The organism is Pseudomonas silensiensis, from assembly GCF_050434865.1.
In the GTDB taxonomy this organism is placed as follows: Bacteria; Pseudomonadota; Gammaproteobacteria; order Pseudomonadales; family Pseudomonadaceae; genus Aquipseudomonas; species Aquipseudomonas fluorescens_W.
On the sequence record NZ_JBNDJH010000030.1, the window covers coordinates 14,666 to 32,634 of the forward strand.

Consider the following 17,969-nt stretch of genomic DNA (forward strand, 5'->3'; position numbering starts at 1 on the left):
AACAATCGGATACATCTTAATTTGCGGTGGCAATCACGCATATTTTGGGGCGTGAGCCGAATAGCGCGGTTATTCGGCTCACCAAATGAGCCGAATACGGCTATTATTCGGCTCATTCACCTTGGAGACCCCAAATCCATGGCACCCCACTGGATCTGGCAAAAGCCCGATTGGCCAAACTTCAACTGGCAAGCCGAGCGCCTGACGCCGCTTTTGCGCGAGTGCGTGCAGGCCCAAGGTCGGCTGATGGGCATGGTCAGTTCCGTGGGCAGCTCACTCAGCGCACAGAACGAACTGGATGCGTTGTTGCAGAACATCGTGACGTCGTCGGCTATCGAGGGTGAACAACTGAATGTTGGCTCGGTGCGCTCTTCGCTGGCTCGGCGCCTGGGTCTGGAAGCGGTCGATGGCGATCAAGTCAGCCAACGCAGCGAAGGGCTGGCGCAGTTGATGCTCGATGCCACCCAGCATTTCTCACAGCCCCTGACATTGACGCGCTTGCTGGCATGGCATGAATGGCTGTTCCCGGCTCAGGAAACAGACTTCGCCGCCCGCTCGATCCATGTCGGTGCATTGCGCGGCGATGAGCCGATGCAAGTGGTTTCCGGGCGTCTCGACAGACCCACCGTTCACTTCGAAGCACCGCCTCGCCAAGGTCTTGAGCAACAACTGGATACCTTCCTCTCCTGGTTTGAATCCAGCCGCAGTCAGATCGGACTCGATCCACTGCTGCGGGCCGGCATCGCACACTTCTGGTTTGTCACCCTGCACCCCTTCGATGACGGCAACGGTCGTCTGACGCGAACGATCACCGATCTGGCATTGGCTCAGGGCGAGGCGCAGGCCATCCGCTTCTATGCGATGTCAGCGAGCATCCTCGAAGATCGGTCCGGCTATTACCGGGTGCTTGAAACCAGCCAGAAAGCTACCGTGGATATCACTGATTGGCTGGAGTGGTTCCTGAAAACCCTGCTGCGCAGCTTGCAACAAGCTATGGCTCGGATCGAAAGCGTGCTGGGCAAGGCGCGTTTTTGGCAGGCACATCGCGAGTCCGCTTTGACGGCGGAGCAGATCAAGGTATTGAATCGATTGCTTGATGGCGGGGAACGGGGTTTCGAGGAAGGTATCAGCGCGGCGCAGTATCAAGCCGTGGCGAAGGTGTCCAAGGCCACTGCCACTCGCCATCTGGCTGAATTGCTGGAGAAAGGCTACTTGAAGCGGCTTCCGGGTGGCGGGCGCAACACTCGATACCAGCTCAGTCATCCCGAAAGCAGTGGCTGAAATGCCACCCTCATTTGCCCATAACCCCCATGTCTGCTAGTGTCGCGCCGGTTTAACGTCAACCGGAAATAGCCGCCATGGCCCGCAAAAAAGCTGCACTGGATTTCGAACAATCTCTCGCTGACCTGCAAACGCTGGTAGAGCGTCTGGAGAACGGCGAATTGTCGCTGGAAGACTCGCTGACGGCTTTCGAGCAAGGCATCGGTCTGACCCGCGATTGCCAGGCGGCGCTGGCCCAGGCCGAGCAAAAGGTTCAGGTGCTGCTCGAGCGCGATGGCGAGTTGGCCGAGGAACCCTTCGACGCGGATCAACCAGAATGATTGCAGCGTATTCGGCGACCAGCCAGGCCCGCGTCAACGCAGCACTGGAAACCCTGTTCAACGCGCCGAGCCCTGAGCTCGCGCGTCTGTACGAGGCCATGCGCTACAGCGTGATGAATGGCGGTAAACGGGTTCGCCCGTTGCTGGCCTACGCCGCGTGCGAAGCGCTGGGCGGCAAGGCTGAGCAAGCCAACGGCGCGGCTTGCGCGGTGGAGCTGATTCACGCTTATTCCCTGGTGCATGACGATTTGCCGGCCATGGACGACGACGATCTGCGTCGCGGCCAGCCGACCACTCACAAAAAATTCGATGAAGCCTGTGCGATTCTGGCCGGTGACGGTTTGCAGAGCCTGGCCTTCAGCGCCCTGCTGGACCCGCGCCTGAGCAACTCTGACGCGGCTCTCACCTCCGATCACCTCCGCCTGCAAATGGTCAGTGCTCTCGCATTGGCCGCGGGCCCGGCAGGCATGGTCGGCGGTCAAGCCATCGACCTCGGTTCGGTCGGTTTGAAACTCGATCAAAAAGCCCTCGAAACCATGCACCGGCACAAGACCGGCGCGCTGATCGAGGTCAGCGTCAAACTCGGCGCCCTGGCCAGCGGACGCGCCGAGAAGGACGAACTGAAGTCCTTACAGACTTATGCACAGGCCATCGGCCTGGCGTTCCAGGTGCAGGACGACATTCTCGACGTCGAAAGCGATACCGAAACCCTCGGCAAACGCCAGGGCGCCGACATCGCACGCGACAAGCCAACTTACCCGGCCCTGCTCGGTCTCGACGCTGCCAAGGCCTACGCCCTGGAACTGCGCGATCAAGCCCTGCATGCGCTGCGACCGTTTGACGCGGCAGCCGAGCCGTTGCGCGATCTGGCCCGGTACATCGTTGACCGGCGCAGCTGACGGCGTATCCGCCAAGTTAAAAGCAACGCGTGGGCAGGGGGCGACGCATCAGGTAAACTGCCGCATCTTTTATACCTATAACGATTCGCCTGATGCCCACGACGTTTCATGAGATTCCCCGCAAGCGCCCGACCACGCCCCTGCTCGACCGTGCCAACACGCCGGACGGCCTGCGCCGGTTAGGCGAAGCCGAGCTGGAAACCCTGGCCGATGAGTTGCGCCTGGAATTGCTCTACACGGTCGGTCAGACCGGCGGGCATTTCGGTGCCGGCCTGGGCGTCATCGAGCTGACCATCGCGCTGCATTACGTCTTCGACACCCCGGACGACCGGCTGGTGTGGGACGTGGGTCATCAGGCCTATCCGCACAAAATCCTCACCGGCCGTCGCGAGCGCATGGGCACCCTGCGCCAGAAGGACGGCGTCGCAGCCTTCCCGCGTCGCTCCGAGAGCGAGTACGACACCTTTGGTGTCGGCCACTCCAGCACGTCGATCAGCGCAGCGCTGGGCATGGCCATTGCCGCCCGCCTGCAAAACAGTGATCGCAAGGCGATCGCCGTGATCGGCGATGGTGCACTGACCGCCGGCATGGCCTTCGAGGCGCTGAACCATGCGCCGGAAGTGGACGCCAACATGCTGGTGATCCTCAACGACAACGACATGTCGATCTCGCGCAACGTCGGCGGGCTGTCGAACTACCTGGCGAAGATCCTTTCCAGCCGCACTTACGCGAGCATGCGCGAAGGCAGCAAAAAGGTTCTGTCGCGCCTGCCCGGCGCCTGGGAAATCGCCCGTCGCACCGAAGAATACGCAAAAGGCATGCTGGTCCCCGGCACGCTGTTTGAAGAACTGGGCTGGAACTACATCGGCCCGATCGATGGCCACGACCTGCCGACCCTGATCGCCACCCTGCGCAACATGCGCGATCTGAAAGGCCCGCAGTTCCTGCACGTCGTCACCAAGAAAGGCAAAGGCTTCGCTCCGGCGGAAGTCGACCCGATCGGTTACCACGCGATCACCAAACTCGAACCGCTGGACGCTCCGGCCGCCGCGCCGAAGAAAGCTGGCGGACCGAAGTATTCCGGCGTGTTCGGTGAATGGCTGTGCGACATGGCCGCGTCTGATCCGCGTTTGGTGGGCATCACTCCCGCAATGAAGGAAGGCTCCGATCTGGTAGCTTTCAGCGAGCGTTTCCCGCTGCGCTATTTCGATGTGGCGATTGCCGAACAGCACGCCGTGACCCTCGCTGCCGGCATGGCCTGCGAAGGCGCGAAACCGGTGGTGGCGATTTATTCGACGTTCCTGCAACGTGGCTACGATCAATTGATTCATGACGTCGCGGTGCAAAACCTCGACGTGCTGTTCGCCATCGACCGCGCGGGTCTGGTGGGCGAAGACGGCCCGACTCACGCGGGTAGCTTCGACCTGTCGTTCCTGCGCTGCATCCCCGGCATGCTGGTGATGACCCCGAGCGACGAAAACGAACTGCGCAAAATGCTCACCACTGGCCACCTGTTCAACGGCCCGGCGGCGGTGCGTTATCCGCGCGGCTCTGGCCCGAACGCGACGATCGAGAAAAACCTCGAACCGATCGAAATCGGCAAGGGTGTGGTTCGTCGCCAGGGCAGCAAAGTCGCCCTGCTGGTGTTCGGCGTGCAACTGGCCGAGGCGCTGAAAGTCGCCGAGACGTTGGATGCCACCGTGGTCGACATGCGTTTCGTCAAACCGCTCGATGAAGCACTGGTTCGCGATATCGCCGGCAGCCACGATCTGCTGGTGACCATCGAAGAGAACGCGATCATGGGCGGTGCCGGTGGCGCTGTCAGCGAGTTTCTCGCCCGCGAAAACATCCTCAAGTCGGTGCTGCACCTGGGCTTGCCGGACAGTTACGTCGAGCACGCCAAGCCTGCGCAAATGCTGGCCGAGTGCGGGCTGGATGAGCCCGGGATCGAAGCTTCGGTTCGTGAGCGTCTGCAACTGCTGGACCTCTAAAGACACATACAAAACCCTGTGGGAGCGGGCTTGCTCGCGATAGCGGTCTGACAGTCGACATATTCGTTGACTGACACACCGTCATCGCGAGCAAGCCCGCTCCCACATTGGTTTTATGTGCCCTTCAAAATTTGTATTCGCTTTAGCGCCAACGGACTGCCCGATGAAACTCTCCCCTCTCGCCCTGACGCTGACGCTCCTGCCGGCCGGCCAACTGCTGGCCGACACCTTCGAACGCGATCAGGCCCTGAAGCTTCCCGACGTGCTGATCAGCGCCAACCGTCAGGTCGAAGCGCGCAATGACAGCAGCGCCGCCAACACCGTGTTCACCCGCGAAGACATCGATCGTCTGCAACCGAACAGTGTGACTGACTTGCTGCGTCGTGTGCCGGGTGTGCAGGTCGGGCAAACCGGCGGGCGCGGCAGCCTGCCGGGGATTTACATTCGCGGCACCAAGTCGGCCCAAAGCCTGGTGCTGGTCGACGGCCAGCGCATCGGCAACTCCACTTCGGGCGACAGCAACCTGCAACACATCAACATCGAACAGGTCGAACGCGTGGAAGTGCTGCGCGGTTCCCGCTCGGTGATTTATGGCAGCGATGCGATTGGCGGGGTGATCCAGATCTTCACCCGCCGTGGCGACGAGCAAGGCCTGCAACCGCGAATGCATGTGGGCTTTGGCAGCAACCAGACCTGGGAACGCAGCCTCGGGCTGTCCGGCGGCGACGAGCAGACCCGATTCAATCTCGGCGCCAGCCTCGATGAAACCGCCGGAATCAATCGCACCCGCAAGTCCTATCCCAGCGATGGCGATCATGACGAATACCGCAACAAATCGCTAAGTTTGAGCCTGAGTCACGCCCTCACCGATGACCTCGAAATCGGCGCCAACCTGCTGGATAACCGTGGCAAAAGTGAGTTCGACAATCCATTCGGCCGCTTCGACATGGACACGTTCGAGTCAGTCCAGCAGCAGCCCTACAGCGACTTCGCGGTGAGCAGCGTCAGTAGTTATGTCGATGCGCATATCAATGACCTGTGGAAAACCCGCGTCGAGTTCGGCCACAGTGAAAACCGCGAAAAGACTTTGGACAAGCTCAGTGACGAACGCAGCGTGTTCAACACGTATCGCAACTCGGTGAACTGGCAGAACGACCTGACCCTCGACGAGCGCAACAGCCTGATCCTCGGCGGCGACTGGTACGAAGACCGGATCAATAGCAGCACGCCATTCGATGAGGACAGCCGCTGGAACCGTGCGGCGTTCATTCAGCATCATTACCAGACGGATAGCTTCTCCACCGAACTGGGCCTGCGCCGCGACCAGAACCAGCAGTTCGGCGGCCAGAACAGCTGGAGCGGCACCTTCACCCTGCCGCTGAATCCGGACAACGATGTGCTGCTGACCTACAGCGAAGGCTTCCGCGCGCCGACGTTCAATGATCTGTACTACCCCGACTTCGGTAATCCGGATCTGAAACCCGAGACGTCGAAAAGCTATGAGCTGCAATGGCGCAGTCAACTGACCGACACCGCTCGCCTTGAAGCTTCTCTGTACCGGACGGACCTGGAAGACGCGATTATTTTCGGTAGCAACTCGCGGCCGCAGAACGTGGCCTCGGCACGGATCAACGGATTCGAAGCGGCATTGAAACAGGAACTGTTCGGCTGGCAGAGCAACCTCGGCGTGGCGATCATCGACCCGCGCGATCGCGACAGCGGCCACACCCTGGCTCGGCGTGCGCGGCGGACCTTGAGCCTGGATCTGGATCGGCAGTTCGACCGGCTAGGGCTCGGCGCCAGTTGGCAGGCCGTGAGCAGCAGCTACGACGATGAGAACAATCAGCAGCCATTGGGCGGTTATGCGTTGCTGGGGTTGCGCAGCAGCTGGGAATTGAATCGTGAAATCAAGCTTGAGCTGAAGGTCGATAACCTGCTGGACAAGGGTTATAGCCGGGCGCTGTACAGCCATGACGGCAGTCAGCATGGGTATCGTGAGGAAGGTCGGGCGTGGATGTTTGGGGTGACCTGGACGCCGGAGCTCTGATCTGAAACCAGCGGTGTTTGGGCTTGCTCGCGAAGCAGGCACCTCGGTATCAGCGATCAGGCTCGATGACTTGGCACAACTTGGCCGTCGCTTCGATCATCTGCCCGCTCGGCCGCTCCAGCCCCTTATCCGTCACCAACAGCAATTGCCCCTGCGCTACTGCGGCAACCTGCGGCCAGGCTTTCCACGCATCGAGTTGCGCCCGATCGCCGGCCAGAATCACTTCCGGATTGCGCTGCAATACTGCTTCAATACTGACCTGCGGCGCTGGCAGGGTCAGGTCGGCAAACACATTGCGCGCTCCGCACACTTCAAGCGCATCGCTGATGATCTGCCCGCCGCCAACGGTGTACAGCGGCCGATCCCAGACCTGATAAAACACCCGCAATGGCACATCCCGACGATACCGCTGGCGCAACGAATCCACCCGCTGACGCAATTTTCCAGCCAATGAAATGCCACGCTCCGGACGGCCGAGCTGTGCGGCAATCGCCTCAATCTGCGAAGTGAGTTGTTCGAGGTTGCGGGGTTCGGCCACGTAGGTCGGAATGTTCAACCGCTTGAGCTGTTCACGCTGGGCCGGGCCAACGCTGCCGGGCCAGAGCAACAGCAGATCGGGCTTGAGGCTGAGCAGCTGTTCCATGTCCAGCTGGCCATAGCGGCCAACCGAAGGCAGGTCTTTGAGCTCGGCAGGACGCTCACCGGCATCCAGCACACCCACCAGCAGGTCGGCTGAGCCCAGCTCAACAACGATTTCAGAGAGCGATGGCGCGAGGCTGACAACGCGTTCGACCGCAGCCGCCGGGAAACAGACGGCCAGCAGCAAAACCGTCAGCCAGACGGGCCGCATCAGCCGAGTTGACGCGGAATACGGTAGAGGTAGAACAGCACCAGGGTCGACAGCGCCAGCAGCATCAACGGCACGGCTTCGAGACCGACGAATACCGCCAGCGCGCCGATCCAGGCCGGCAGGCCGGCAGCCAGGAATGCCGTGCGACGCTTGGCCGCCAGAGCGATCCAGGCAGCAGGTTCTTCAGGGGTGTCGAGGGCTTTTTGAGTGGCAATCAACGCGTGCTTGTAGCCGCCAAAGAATTTCAGGCTGACAAACATCGATGCCACACCGGCGATGAACAACGGCATCGCCAGCACCGGCAAGATCGCTTCGCTCTGGCCAAACACACCGTTGATCACGAACAGCGGCACCAAGGCCAGCGCCAGGTATTGCCACCAATTGACGGACAGTCGCCGCCGAACCTGACCGCGGGTCACGCCCGGTCAGCCTCACCTTGGTGCTCGTTGCCCATCATGTGGTCGAGCTTGCTGGCCTTGGTGGCCAGGTAGAGTTTGTTGTGTGGGTTATGACCGGTGTGCAGCGGCACGCGCTCGGCGACCACGATGCCCATGTCGGTCAAGGCTTTGACCTTGCGTGGGTTGTTGGTCATCAAACGCAGGGATTTCACGCCCAGGTGCTCCAGCATCGGCAGGCACATGGCGTAGTCGCGCTGGTCGGCGGCAAAGCCCAGACGCTCGTTGGCTTCAACGGTATCGGCACCGCCATCCTGCAATTCATAGGCGCGGATCTTGTTCAACAGGCCAATGCCACGGCCTTCTTGACGCAAGTACAGCAACACGCCACGGCCTTCACGGGCGATGGCCTGCAAGGCGGCCTCGAGTTGCGAGCCGCAGTCGCAACGCTGGCTGAACAAGGCATCGCCGGTCAGGCATTCGGAATGCAACCGGCCGAGTACCGGGGCACCGTCGACGAACTCACCCAGGCTCAGCACAACGTGCTCGCGCCCGTTTTCTTCATCGAGAAAGCCGTGCATGGTGAATTGCGCAAAAGGCGTTGGCAGCTTGGAAGCGGCGACAAAAACGACAGGCACCGGTGTGCTCCTGATCAATAAGTACTGGAGATTCGCAGACGCGGCATTGTAACAGCACGTTCCGACAGACGCTTAGGCTGAATTATGGGGCATAACAATCAAAAAGTTAGATCACTGGTGCCTAAGGCCCTGTCTACGCACGCCTTGTAGCAGCTGGCGAAGCCTGCGTTCGGCGGCGAAGCCGTCGTGAAACCTGCCGACTCGGTCAGTCTGATATACCGCGGTGCCTGAATTTACGACGGCTTCGCCGCCGAACGCAGGCTTCGCCAGCTGCTACAGGGGTCGTGTTCAGTTCGGGTCAAACGGATAGGGTTGTTTCCAGCGCTCGAAGATCGGTTTCAGCTGACCGTTTTTCACCAGTTGCTCCATGCGTTGATCAAACAGTGCCATCAGTGTTCGGGCTTTGGGAGTCTTGGCAAAGCACAGATACAGCGGCAATTCCGCGATGTGGGTGCGACGGAACTGCGTCGGATCCTTGGCCCACTTGAGGACGTAGTCGACCTCGGTCAGCGCGTCGATGTAAAAGTCGGCGCGGTTGCGGGTCAACATCGACAAAATTCCGGTGCGCCGCATGACTTCGTTATAGCGGCGTATGTTGGGCAGGTAATCCTGATAGTCGTAGCCGCGGACCCAGGCCAGTCGATAGTTGCCCAGGGTTTCCGGGGTCGGCTCGGGATTGCTGGCCAGGCCCAAGGCATAGATGTGATCGGTATCGAAGTTCCAGCGCGGATAGAGCAGATCGCTGGACTCATCAAGATAGGAGCCGACGCAGGCATCCACTTCACCGCGCTGGGCCAGGCCCATGGAGCGCACGTAGGGTTCGCTGCGGATGTCCAGTTTGACCCCCGCCGGCTCGAAGACTTCCCGCAACACGTCCCAGCCCAGACCGTGGCCATCGGCGGCGGTGTAGTCTTCCCAGTCTTCGCTGGCCAGATGAATCACCGACGGCGTCGTCGCCTCGTCACCCGCCTGGGCGAACGAGCAAAACATCGCGAAAATCATCAGAGCCAACCAGCGTCGAGCCATCCCTAGTCCTCTGTTTTGCCCATCAGGCAAAAATCCATACCAGCCCCTGCATCGCCAACCACGCAAACACCCCGGCCAATACGTCATCGAGCATGATCCCGACACCGCCATGCACATGCCGGTCGATCCAGCGAATCGGCCACGGCTTGAGGATGTCGAAGAAGCGGAACATCAAAAACCCCGCCAGCAACCAGTACCAACCTTCCGGCACCAGCCACAAGGTGATCCACATCCCGACCATTTCATCCCAGACGATGCCTTCGTGGTCGTGTACCCGCAAATCATCGGCGACCTTGCCGCACAGCCAGAAGCCAAACAGCATGGTGATGCCGAGCATCAGCCAGTAACCCCAATCGGGCAGCATCTGCCACAACGGGATAAAGGGTAGCGCAACTAACGAGCCCCAGGTGCCCGGTGCTTTTGGCAAGGTACCCGAACCGAAGCCGAACGCCAGGAAATGCCACGGATTGCGCCAGACCGAGGGCGGTACGAATTCCGCCGGGACCTGTTTGGGATGATCTGTCACGGTGTCTCCCGAAAATGTTGATAGCCCCGGGTTTGCGGGGTGATGTCTTGACCGTCGGCGTCCAGCAGCACTACACCCTGCCCCGTCACAACACGCCCGACCACATGGATCGGCCAGCCATCGGCCACCAATTTCGGCAACTCGACGGACGGCAAGGTAAAGGCCAGAACGTAATCATCACCGCCGCTCAGGGCCGCAATTTCTGCATCCGATTGACCGAGGAAGGCGACTAAAGCTTTCGACAATGGCAGCGAGTCCCGCTCAACCTGAATGCCGACCTTCGATGCGAGGGCAATATGCCCGCAGTCCGCGAGCAGGCCGTCGGAGATGTCCAGCGCCGAGGTGGCTTTACCGCGCAGCGCCTGGCCCAACGCGAGTTGCGGCTGCGGCGACCAGTAATGCGCCAGCAGCGGATCGGCGATGGCGGCTTCAGCCGTTCGCTGTCCGAGTACCAGCGACAATGCCCCCGCCGCGTTGCCAAGCTCACCGCCAACGCACAGCAAATCGCCTGGCTGCGCACCGCTGCGGGTCAACGCCTTGCCGGCCGGCACACGACCGAACACGGTCATGGTCAGGCTCAACGGTCCGCGGGTGGTATCACCGCCCACCAGCGCCACACCGCAGCTTTGCGCCATGAGGTTCAAACCACGGGCGAAGGCGTCCAGCCAATCGGCGGTCACCGTCGGCAAGGTCAGGGCAAGGGTAAAGGCAACGGGAGTGGCGCCCATGGCCGCCAGATCGCTGACAGCCACGGCCAGCGAGCGCTGACCGAGCAGAAACGGGTCGCAAGGATCTGCGAAATGCACACCGGCAACCAGTGTGTCGGTGGAAATGGCCAACTGCTCCCCGGGGGGAACAGCCAGCAAGGCGCAGTCATCGCCGATCCCAAGGGCAACGCCTTCGCCGCCCTGCGCACAAGGCGCGGCGGCGAAAAAGTTACGGATCAGCTCAAACTCGCCCATGGCATCTCCAAGCGCGGATTAGCGCTTGAACGCCTTCACTTCAGCTTCACGCAGACGCGGGGCCAGCTTGTCGAGTACACCGTTGACGAACTTGTGGCCGTCGGTGGAACCGAAGACTTTCGCCAGCTCGATACCTTCGTTGATCACAACGCGGTACGGCACGTCGACGCGCTTGAGCAGTTCCCAGGTCGACAGACGCAGAACGGCCAGTTCAACCGGGTCCAGCTCTTCGATGGTGATGTCCAGGCACGGCGTCAGTGCAGCGTCGATCTCAGGCTTGTGAGCCGGAACGCCGTGCAGGATGTCGTGAAAGTAAGCGGCATCGACATCGCTGAAATCGTTATCGACCCGAAACTGCGCTTCGATCTCGTTCAAAGATTGCTTGGCCATGTGCCATTGGTACAGCGCCTGAGTCGCGAGCTGACGGGCTTCGCGACGCTTGACGCTTTTCGATGGCTTGCCGGCATCCGCAGGCTTTGGATCGCGCGGGTTGAAACGATCGCTTTCGTCGCTAATCACTTGGCCTCCAACTGCGCCAGCAGGCTGACCATTTCCAGAGCGGACAGGGCAGCTTCAGCACCTTTGTTACCGGCCTTGGTGCCGGAACGTTCGATGGCTTGCTCGATGGAATCAACGGTCAGCACGCCAAATGCGACTGGAACGCCGAACTCCATGGACACCTGGGCCAGGCCCTTGGTGCATTCGCCCGCCACGTATTCGAAATGCGGAGTACCGCCACGAATGACCGCGCCCAAGGCGATGATTGCCGCGTATTCGCCCTTCTGAGCGACTTTCTGCGCAACCAGCGGAATTTCGAAGGCGCCAGGTGCGCGGATGATGGTGATGTCGCTTTCGCTCACGCCGTGGCGAACCAGGGCATCAACTGCACCGCTGACCAGACTTTCAACGACGAAGCTGTTGAAACGGCCTACTACCAAAGCGTAGCGGCCTTTAGGGGCGATGAAGGTACCTTCGATGGTCTTCAGGGTCATTCGTTAGATCTCTTAAAGAGCCGGGACGCGTTTTCTACGCGTCCCTCAGTGATGTGTTAACCGCGAATCAAGGACTGGAAACAACCGGTCATTATTCGGAGGGCACGTATTCTACAACTTCCAGATCGAAACCGGATATCGCATTAAATTTCATTGGCGCACTCATCAGGCGCATTTTGCGCACGCCCAGGTCCCGAAGGATCTGCGAACCGGCACCCACGATGCTGTAGGTGGTCGGTTTTTTCGCCGGTACGTGCTCCGCGGTTTCGCGGATATGCGCCAGCAACACGTCGCCATCGAGCGGGTGACCGAGCAACAGCACGACACCGCTGCCAGCCTCGGCAACCGCGGCCATCGCGGCGCGCAGGCTCCAGCGGCCAGGCTGCTTGACCATCAACAGGTCGCGCAGCGGGTCCATGTTGTGCACCCGAACCAGGGTCGGCTCTTCGGCGCATACGGTGCCCAGGGTCAGGGCCATGTGCACGTCGCCTTCCACGGAATCACGATAGGTCACCAGGTTGAATTGGCCCAGTTCGCTGTCCAGTGGCTGCTCGGCAATCCGCTGAACGGTACGTTCGTGGATCATCCGATAGTGAATCAGGTCGGCGATGGTGCCGATCTTGATGTTGTGTTCGGCAGCAAACGCTTCCAGTTCCGCGCGGCGGGACATGGTGCCGTCGTCGTTCATCACTTCGCAGATCACGCCGCTCGGCTCGAAACCGGCCATGCGCGCCAGGTCGCACGCCGCTTCGGTGTGGCCGGCGCGAGCCAGCGTTCCGCCAGCCTGAGCCATCAGCGGGAAGATGTGGCCGGGGCTGACGATGTCTTCCGCCTTGGCGTCTTTCGCGGCAGCGGCCTGCACGGTGCGCGCACGGTCGGCGGCGGAGATGCCGGTGGTCACGCCGGTGGCCGCTTCGATGGACACGGTGAACTTGGTGCCGAAACCGGAGCCGTTACGCGGCGCCATCAGAGGCAGCTTCAGCAGTTCGCAGCGCTCGCGGCTCATCGGCATGCAGATCAGGCCACGGGCGTGCTTGGCCATGAAGTTGATGTGTTCTGGCTGGCAGCACTCGGCGGCCATGATCAGGTCGCCTTCGTTCTCGCGGTCTTCGTCATCCATGAGGATGACCATCTTGCCTTGGCGGATGTCTTCAACCAGTTCTTCGATGCTATTGAGCGCCACAAGGCACCCCCTTGGGTCAGGATTTGAGGTAGCCGTTGGCGGCCAGAAAGCTTTCGGTGATGTTACTGGAAGTCGGCTCTGCGGCCTTGTCGCCCAACAACAGGCGCTCCAGATAACGTGCCAGCAAGTCAACTTCAAGATTCACCCGGCGACCTGGCTGGTAAGACGCCATGATGGTTTCGCTCAGGGTGTGCGGAATGATTGTCAGCAGGAACTCCGCGCCATCGACCGCGTTCACGGTCAGGCTGGTGCCGTCGACGGTGATCGAGCCTTTATGGGCGATGTACTTGGCCAGCTCTTTGGGAGCGCGGATGCGGAACTCCACAGCGCGAGCATTCTCGGTACGGGCAACCACTTCACCCACGCCATCGACGTGGCCGCTGACCAGATGCCCGCCGAGGCGAGTGGTCGGGGTCAGGGCTTTTTCCAGGTTCACCGGGCTGCCGCTTTTGAGGTCGTTCATCGCGGTGCAGTCGAGGGTTTCGCGGCTGACGTCCGCCGCAAAGCCGTTGCCTGGTAACTCAACCGCCGTCAGGCACACGCCGTTGACCGCGATGCTGTCGCCCAGTTTGACGTCGCTCAGATCGAGCTTGCCGGTTTCTACGTGTACCCGCACATCTCCGCCTTTTGGGGTCAATGCACGAATACTGCCGATGGATTCGATGATGCCGGTAAACATGGAGTCCTCCTCGAGAACAGGGCCGTCGCGTGGCGCAGGCCCGGAATTATACGCTCGCCGCTGGCGAAGGAATGGCGATGACTCGCCAGTCATCGCCAACCGCGCGAATTTCGGTGATTTTGAGTTCAGGCGCATCCTTCATTTGCGCGAGCGGCCAATCCAGCAACGGACGCGCAGACGAACCTAAAAACTTGCCGGCGATAAAAATCTGGAATTCGTCGACCAACCCTTGCTGTGCGAAAGCCCCGGCCAGACGCGGCCCCGCTTCGACCAACACTTCGTTGACCCCGCGATTGGCCAGTTCGACCAGCAGTTTGCGTAGGTCGACCAAGCCATCCTCGCCCGCCACGATCAAGCACTCCGGGCCATGGGCGTATTGCTCTTCAATCGCCATGCACGTGGCGACCAGCGCCGGGCCAGCCTTGAAGAACGGTGCATCCAGCGGCACCCGCAGACGACCGTCGATCAACACACGCAACGGCGGACGGCTCATGGCCAGGGCCGTTTGCTCAGGATCCAGGCCCAACTCATCGGCACGCACGGTCAAACGGGCATTATCTGCCAGCACCGTGTCGGCGCCGGTCAACACTACGCTGGCCTGGGCGCGCAGACGCTGTACCGCAGAACGCGCAGCAGGGCCGGTGATCCATTGGCTTTCACCGCTTTCCATCGCCGTGCGACCGTCGAGGCTCATGGCCAACTTGACCCGCACGAACGGCAAGCCGTGTTCCATGCGCTTGAGGAAACCTTCGTTGAGCTTGCGCGCTTCACCTTCCAGCACACCGCTTTCGGTAGCGATGCCGGCCTGGGCCAGGCGCTGCATGCCACGACCGGCAACCGACGGGTTCGGGTCTTGCATCGCCGCGACGACCCGAGCCACACCCGCATGTACCAGCGCATCCGCACAAGGCGGCGTCCGTCCGTGGTGGCTGCAAGGTTCAAGGGTCACGTACGCGGTGGCGCCTCGAGCCTTATCGCCGGCGGCGTGCAGGGCGTGGACTTCGGCGTGGGGTTCGCCGGTGCGCACGTGCCAGCCTTCGCCGACAATTTGCCCGTCACGCACGATCACGCAGCCCACCCGAGGGTTTGGATGTGTCGTGTAATGACCTTTGCGCGCCAGTTCCAGGGCACGGGCCATGTAATGGGCGTCGAGGATGGCTTGCTCTGGGGACGTGGTCATTCTTTCACCGGCTCACGGGCCAGGCGATCGATCTCTTCGCGGAACTCGTTGAGGTCCTGGAAGCGCCGATACACGGAGGCGAAACGAATGTAGGCGACTTCGTCGAGCTTTTGCAGCTCGGCCATCACCAGTTCACCGACGACAAGGGATTTAACCTCTCGCTCACCGGTGGCGCGCAGTTTGTGTTTGATGTGCACCAACGACGATTCCAGGCGCTCGACACTCACCGGGCGCTTCTCGAGCGCACGCTGCATGCCGGCGCGGAGTTTTTCTTCGTCGAACGGCTGGCGGCTGCCGTCGGTTTTGATCAGGCGCGGCAACACCAGTTCGGCCGTCTCGAATGTCGTGAAACGCTCGCCGCAGGCCAGGCATTCGCGCCGGCGGCGCACCTGTTCGCCCTCGGCGACCAGACGCGAGTCGATGACCTTGGTGTCGTTGGCACCGCAGAAGGGACAGTGCATGGTGGCAGGCAACAAAAAAAGGGAGGGCCATGGTAGCGCATCCCCGTGGCAAGACAAGCCATAGGGTTTGCGGTATACAGACGGGCTATAGAGCTAGATCCATGGATTTCACCTTGCTGGAGCCGAAAATGCCCCTAAGACCGCTCGTTTTGCTCAGTCTTTTCAGCCTGCTGGTGGCCTGCGGCAGCGATGCGCCCAAGCCCCAGCCGCCGACGCCAGGCCCCGCGCCACAACAGGCACAGAAGAAAGCCAGGGAATCGGCCAACCTCGGCCCGCTGCCCGCGTATCAGCGTGAATTGAGCGGCACCCTGCAAGGCGTGCCGGCCGACGCCGAAGTCGAACTGGCGCTGCTGGTGATCGACGACAAGGGCCGCCCGCAACAATTGCTGGCCAGCTCCAGCCTGATCGGCACCAATCAGATTCTGCCGTTTCACCTGCGTTTCAACCCGGAATTCTTCCCGGTCGGCGCCCGCGTGGAACTGCGTGGCCGGGCCAGCCAGTCCGGCCAGCTGATTTTGCATCTGCCGTCGCAAGTCATCAGCCAGCCAACGACGCAAGTGCTGGGTCAGCTGCAATTCGTCAAAGCGCCATGATTGCACCGCTCGACCTGCAACAGGCGTTGGGTGAGTTGCTCGGTGATGCGCAGCTTGTGCCTGTCGCATTGCCGGACACCGACCTGAAGCTTTGGCTGATCGACGGCGACAACATGGACCGCGCCTTCAGCCCGGAAGAAACCCAGCGGATTCTCCATGAGCCGCCGTATTGGAGTTTTTGCTGGGCCAGTGGCCTGGCGGTCGCCCGCTATCTCGCAGAATTCCCTGAGTGGGTCAAAGGCAAACGGGTACTGGATTTCGGTGCCGGTTCCGGGGTGGCGGGGATCGCGGCGGTGAAGGCCGGAGCGCTGGAAGTGGTGGCCTGTGACCTCGATCCGCTGGCGATTGCCGCGTGTCGGGCGAATGCCGAACTCAATGACGTACACCTCAACTACTCCACGGATTTTTTCGCCGAAGCAGATCGGTTTGATCTGATTCTGGTGGCCGACGTGCTGTACGACCGGGCGAATCTGCCGTTGCTCGATGAATTCCTGAGTCGCGGCCAGGAAGCGCTGGTGGCTGATTCACGCGTAAGGGATTTTCGCCATCCGTTGTATCGACGCATCGAGATGCTGGAAGCGATGACCTTGCCCGATCTGGCCGAGCCCGAAGAGTTTCGGCATGTGAGCCTCTACCACGCGCGGCGCGGCTAGCCTTATAGTTGCCCCATTCACGCTTTTACGAGATCCCCCATGAGTCAGGAAACGCCGTACATCTTCGACGCCACGACTGCCGATTTCGAGCAGTCGGTGATCGAGAACTCTTTCCACAAACCGGTGCTGGTGGATTTCTGGGCCGAATGGTGTGCGCCGTGCAAGGCCTTGATGCCGATGCTGCAAACCATCGCCGAGAGCTATCAGGGTGAGTTGCTGCTGGCCAAGGTCAACTGCGACGTCGAGCCGGACATCGTTTCGCGCTTCGGCATTCGCAGCCTGCCGACGGTGGTGCTGTTCAAGGACGGTCAACCCGTGGATGGTTTCGCCGGAGCACAGCCGGAATCCGCCGTGCGCGCGATGCTTGAACCTCACGTGCAAATGCCACCGCCGGCTGCTTCCGACCCGTTCGAACAGGCTCAGGCGCTGTTTGATGACAACCGCTTTGCCGACGCCGAAGCCACACTGAAAGTGCTGCTGGGCGAAGACAACACCAATGCCAAGGCGCTGATTCTCTACGCCCGCTGCCTCACCGAACGTGGCGAGCTGGGCGAAGCGCAAATCGTGCTCGATGCCGTCAAGAGCGATGAGCACAAGGCGGCCCTCGCCGGTGCCAAGGCGCAGATCCAGTTTCTCGGCCAGGCCAAGGATTTGCCGGATGCGGCAGACCTGAAAGCGCGCCTGGCGAAAAATCCGCAGGACGATGAAGCGGTTTATCAGCTGGCGATCCAGCAACTGGCCCGTCAGCAGTACGACGCAGCGCTGGATGCGTTGCTCAAGCTGTTCGTGCGCAATCGCAGCTACAACGAAGGCTTGCCGCACAAGACCTTGCTGCAGGTGTTCGAACTGCTGGGCAACGATCACCCGCTGGTGACCACGTACCGCCGCAAGTTGTTTGCTGCGCTGTACTAACCTGCGTTGATCCAGCTGTAGAGCGGCGTATCCCCGCCGCTCGTCACTTTCACATCAGAGCAGTGGCGCAAACGCACGAGCAAGCGTTTGCCCGACGCCGCGCTGCCGGTCAGCCCTTCCAACTGATCCAGCAAATCCGGTCCGCTCAATTGCCCGGCCTTGCGCAGCAAATCCTTGGTGATCTGCCACAGCGCATCATCCTGATTGACCGGTTTTGCCGGTGCAGCACTGGCCTCCGGTTTCACCACCTGCAACTGCGCACCGAGCCGCGCCCAGTCGCCGTCATCCATCTCCAGCGTCAAATCCACCGGCCAGTCGCCGATGCTTCCGCGTATACGCAACATAAGTCTGCTCCTGCACATTTCTGACTTGCATGCTCCC

Annotated in this window: 21 protein-coding genes; 8 read left to right on the forward strand and 13 right to left on the reverse strand. The window is 61.1% G+C overall.

Annotation, left to right across the window (positions count from 1 at the left end):
- Window positions 1-138: 138 nt before the first annotated feature.
- The 5 genes from QF010_RS29860 to QF010_RS29880 all read left to right on the forward strand — a co-directional run bounded on the left by QF010_RS29860 (window position 139) and on the right by QF010_RS29880 (window position 6,538).
- Window positions 139-1,281, forward strand: a complete 1,143-nt coding sequence (locus QF010_RS29860; RefSeq protein WP_429534522.1) for a Fic family protein — start codon at window positions 139-141, stop codon at window positions 1,279-1,281.
- Between the two features lie 77 nt (window positions 1,282-1,358).
- On the forward strand, window positions 1,359-1,601 hold the full coding sequence (locus tag QF010_RS29865; RefSeq protein WP_007894317.1) for an exodeoxyribonuclease VII small subunit: 243 nt from the start codon (window positions 1,359-1,361) through the stop codon (window positions 1,599-1,601).
- Window positions 1,598-2,500 (forward strand): polyprenyl synthetase family protein, encoded by a 903-nt coding sequence (locus QF010_RS29870; protein WP_033054108.1) that lies wholly within the window; start codon window positions 1,598-1,600, stop codon window positions 2,498-2,500. Before QF010_RS29865 ends, QF010_RS29870 begins: the two co-directional genes overlap by 4 nt.
- Before the next feature lie 92 nt (window positions 2,501-2,592).
- The gene (dxs, locus tag QF010_RS29875) at window positions 2,593-4,491 is read left to right on the forward strand and encodes a 1-deoxy-D-xylulose-5-phosphate synthase (protein WP_429534523.1); all 1,899 of its coding nucleotides are present in this window, start codon (window positions 2,593-2,595) and stop codon (window positions 4,489-4,491) included.
- Between the two features lie 163 nt (window positions 4,492-4,654).
- Window positions 4,655-6,538, forward strand: coding sequence for a TonB-dependent receptor domain-containing protein (locus tag QF010_RS29880; RefSeq protein ID WP_429534524.1), 1,884 nt, complete (start codon window positions 4,655-4,657; stop codon window positions 6,536-6,538).
- 49 nt (window positions 6,539-6,587) lie between these two features.
- On the opposite strand, the gene QF010_RS29885 is transcribed toward QF010_RS29880, so the two are convergent.
- From QF010_RS29885 to nrdR, 12 genes are all read right to left on the reverse strand, one after another.
- Window positions 6,588-7,388, reverse strand: a complete 801-nt coding sequence (locus tag QF010_RS29885) for a cobalamin-binding protein (RefSeq protein WP_429511803.1) — start codon at window positions 7,386-7,388, stop codon at window positions 6,588-6,590.
- On the reverse strand, window positions 7,388-7,807 hold the full coding sequence (locus QF010_RS29890; RefSeq protein ID WP_033059418.1) for a hypothetical protein: 420 nt from the start codon (window positions 7,805-7,807) through the stop codon (window positions 7,388-7,390). Before QF010_RS29890 ends, QF010_RS29885 begins: the two co-directional genes overlap by 1 nt.
- Window positions 7,804-8,421: a GTP cyclohydrolase II gene (gene ribA, locus QF010_RS29895; protein WP_033059420.1), complete on the reverse strand. Its 618-nt coding sequence runs from the start codon at window positions 8,419-8,421 to the stop codon at window positions 7,804-7,806. Before ribA ends, QF010_RS29890 begins: the two co-directional genes overlap by 4 nt.
- 288 nt (window positions 8,422-8,709) lie before the next feature.
- A complete protein-coding gene (locus tag QF010_RS29900) occupies window positions 8,710-9,447 on the reverse strand; it encodes a substrate-binding periplasmic protein (protein WP_429534525.1) in 738 nt (245 codons plus the stop codon).
- A gap of 22 nt (window positions 9,448-9,469) precedes the next feature.
- On the reverse strand, window positions 9,470-9,973 hold the full coding sequence (locus QF010_RS29905) for a phosphatidylglycerophosphatase A family protein (protein WP_003228639.1): 504 nt from the start codon (window positions 9,971-9,973) through the stop codon (window positions 9,470-9,472).
- Window positions 9,970-10,935, reverse strand: coding sequence for a thiamine-phosphate kinase (thiL, locus tag QF010_RS29910; protein WP_429534526.1), 966 nt, complete (start codon window positions 10,933-10,935; stop codon window positions 9,970-9,972). Before thiL ends, QF010_RS29905 begins: the two co-directional genes overlap by 4 nt.
- An 18-nt stretch (window positions 10,936-10,953) precedes the next feature.
- Window positions 10,954-11,454 carry a transcription antitermination factor NusB gene (gene nusB, locus QF010_RS29915; protein ID WP_008153530.1) on the reverse strand — a complete coding sequence of 167 codons (501 nt, stop codon included), beginning with the start codon at window positions 11,452-11,454 and terminating at the stop codon, window positions 10,954-10,956.
- Window positions 11,451-11,927, reverse strand: coding sequence for a 6,7-dimethyl-8-ribityllumazine synthase (gene ribH, locus QF010_RS29920; RefSeq protein WP_003185938.1), 477 nt, complete (start codon window positions 11,925-11,927; stop codon window positions 11,451-11,453). Before ribH ends, nusB begins: the two co-directional genes overlap by 4 nt.
- Before the next feature lie 91 nt (window positions 11,928-12,018).
- A complete protein-coding gene (gene ribBA, locus QF010_RS29925) occupies window positions 12,019-13,110 on the reverse strand; it encodes a bifunctional 3,4-dihydroxy-2-butanone-4-phosphate synthase/GTP cyclohydrolase II (RefSeq protein ID WP_033059428.1) in 1,092 nt (363 codons plus the stop codon).
- Between the two features lie 16 nt (window positions 13,111-13,126).
- A complete protein-coding gene (locus QF010_RS29930) occupies window positions 13,127-13,789 on the reverse strand; it encodes a riboflavin synthase (protein WP_008033746.1) in 663 nt (220 codons plus the stop codon).
- A gap of 46 nt (window positions 13,790-13,835) precedes the next feature.
- A complete protein-coding gene (gene ribD / locus QF010_RS29935; protein WP_033059430.1) occupies window positions 13,836-14,969 on the reverse strand; it encodes a bifunctional diaminohydroxyphosphoribosylaminopyrimidine deaminase/5-amino-6-(5-phosphoribosylamino)uracil reductase RibD in 1,134 nt (377 codons plus the stop codon).
- A complete protein-coding gene (gene nrdR / locus QF010_RS29940) occupies window positions 14,966-15,430 on the reverse strand; it encodes a transcriptional regulator NrdR (protein WP_003228656.1) in 465 nt (154 codons plus the stop codon). The genes ribD and nrdR overlap by 4 nt, the downstream gene beginning before the upstream one ends.
- 128 nt (window positions 15,431-15,558) lie before the next feature.
- Here nrdR and QF010_RS29945 point away from each other — a divergent pair, with 128 nt between their 5' ends.
- Genes QF010_RS29945 through trxA form a run of 3 tightly spaced genes read left to right on the forward strand, consistent with a single transcriptional unit; the run spans window position 15,559 to window position 17,588 of the window.
- Entirely contained in the window at window positions 15,559-16,023 is a 465-nt protein-coding gene (locus tag QF010_RS29945; RefSeq protein ID WP_429534527.1) for a hypothetical protein, read from the forward strand.
- Window positions 16,020-16,676, forward strand: coding sequence for a class I SAM-dependent methyltransferase (locus QF010_RS29950; RefSeq protein ID WP_429534528.1), 657 nt, complete (start codon window positions 16,020-16,022; stop codon window positions 16,674-16,676). Before QF010_RS29945 ends, QF010_RS29950 begins: the two co-directional genes overlap by 4 nt.
- A gap of 39 nt (window positions 16,677-16,715) precedes the next feature.
- Complete coding sequence (gene trxA, locus QF010_RS29955; RefSeq protein WP_429511797.1) at window positions 16,716-17,588, forward strand: thioredoxin; 873 nt, start codon at window positions 16,716-16,718, stop codon at window positions 17,586-17,588.
- Here the strand turns inward: trxA and QF010_RS29960 are convergent.
- On the reverse strand, window positions 17,585-17,932 hold the full coding sequence (locus QF010_RS29960) for a hypothetical protein (RefSeq protein ID WP_033059435.1): 348 nt from the start codon (window positions 17,930-17,932) through the stop codon (window positions 17,585-17,587). The genes trxA and QF010_RS29960 overlap by 4 nt on opposite strands.
- Window positions 17,933-17,969: the final 37 nt, after the last annotated feature.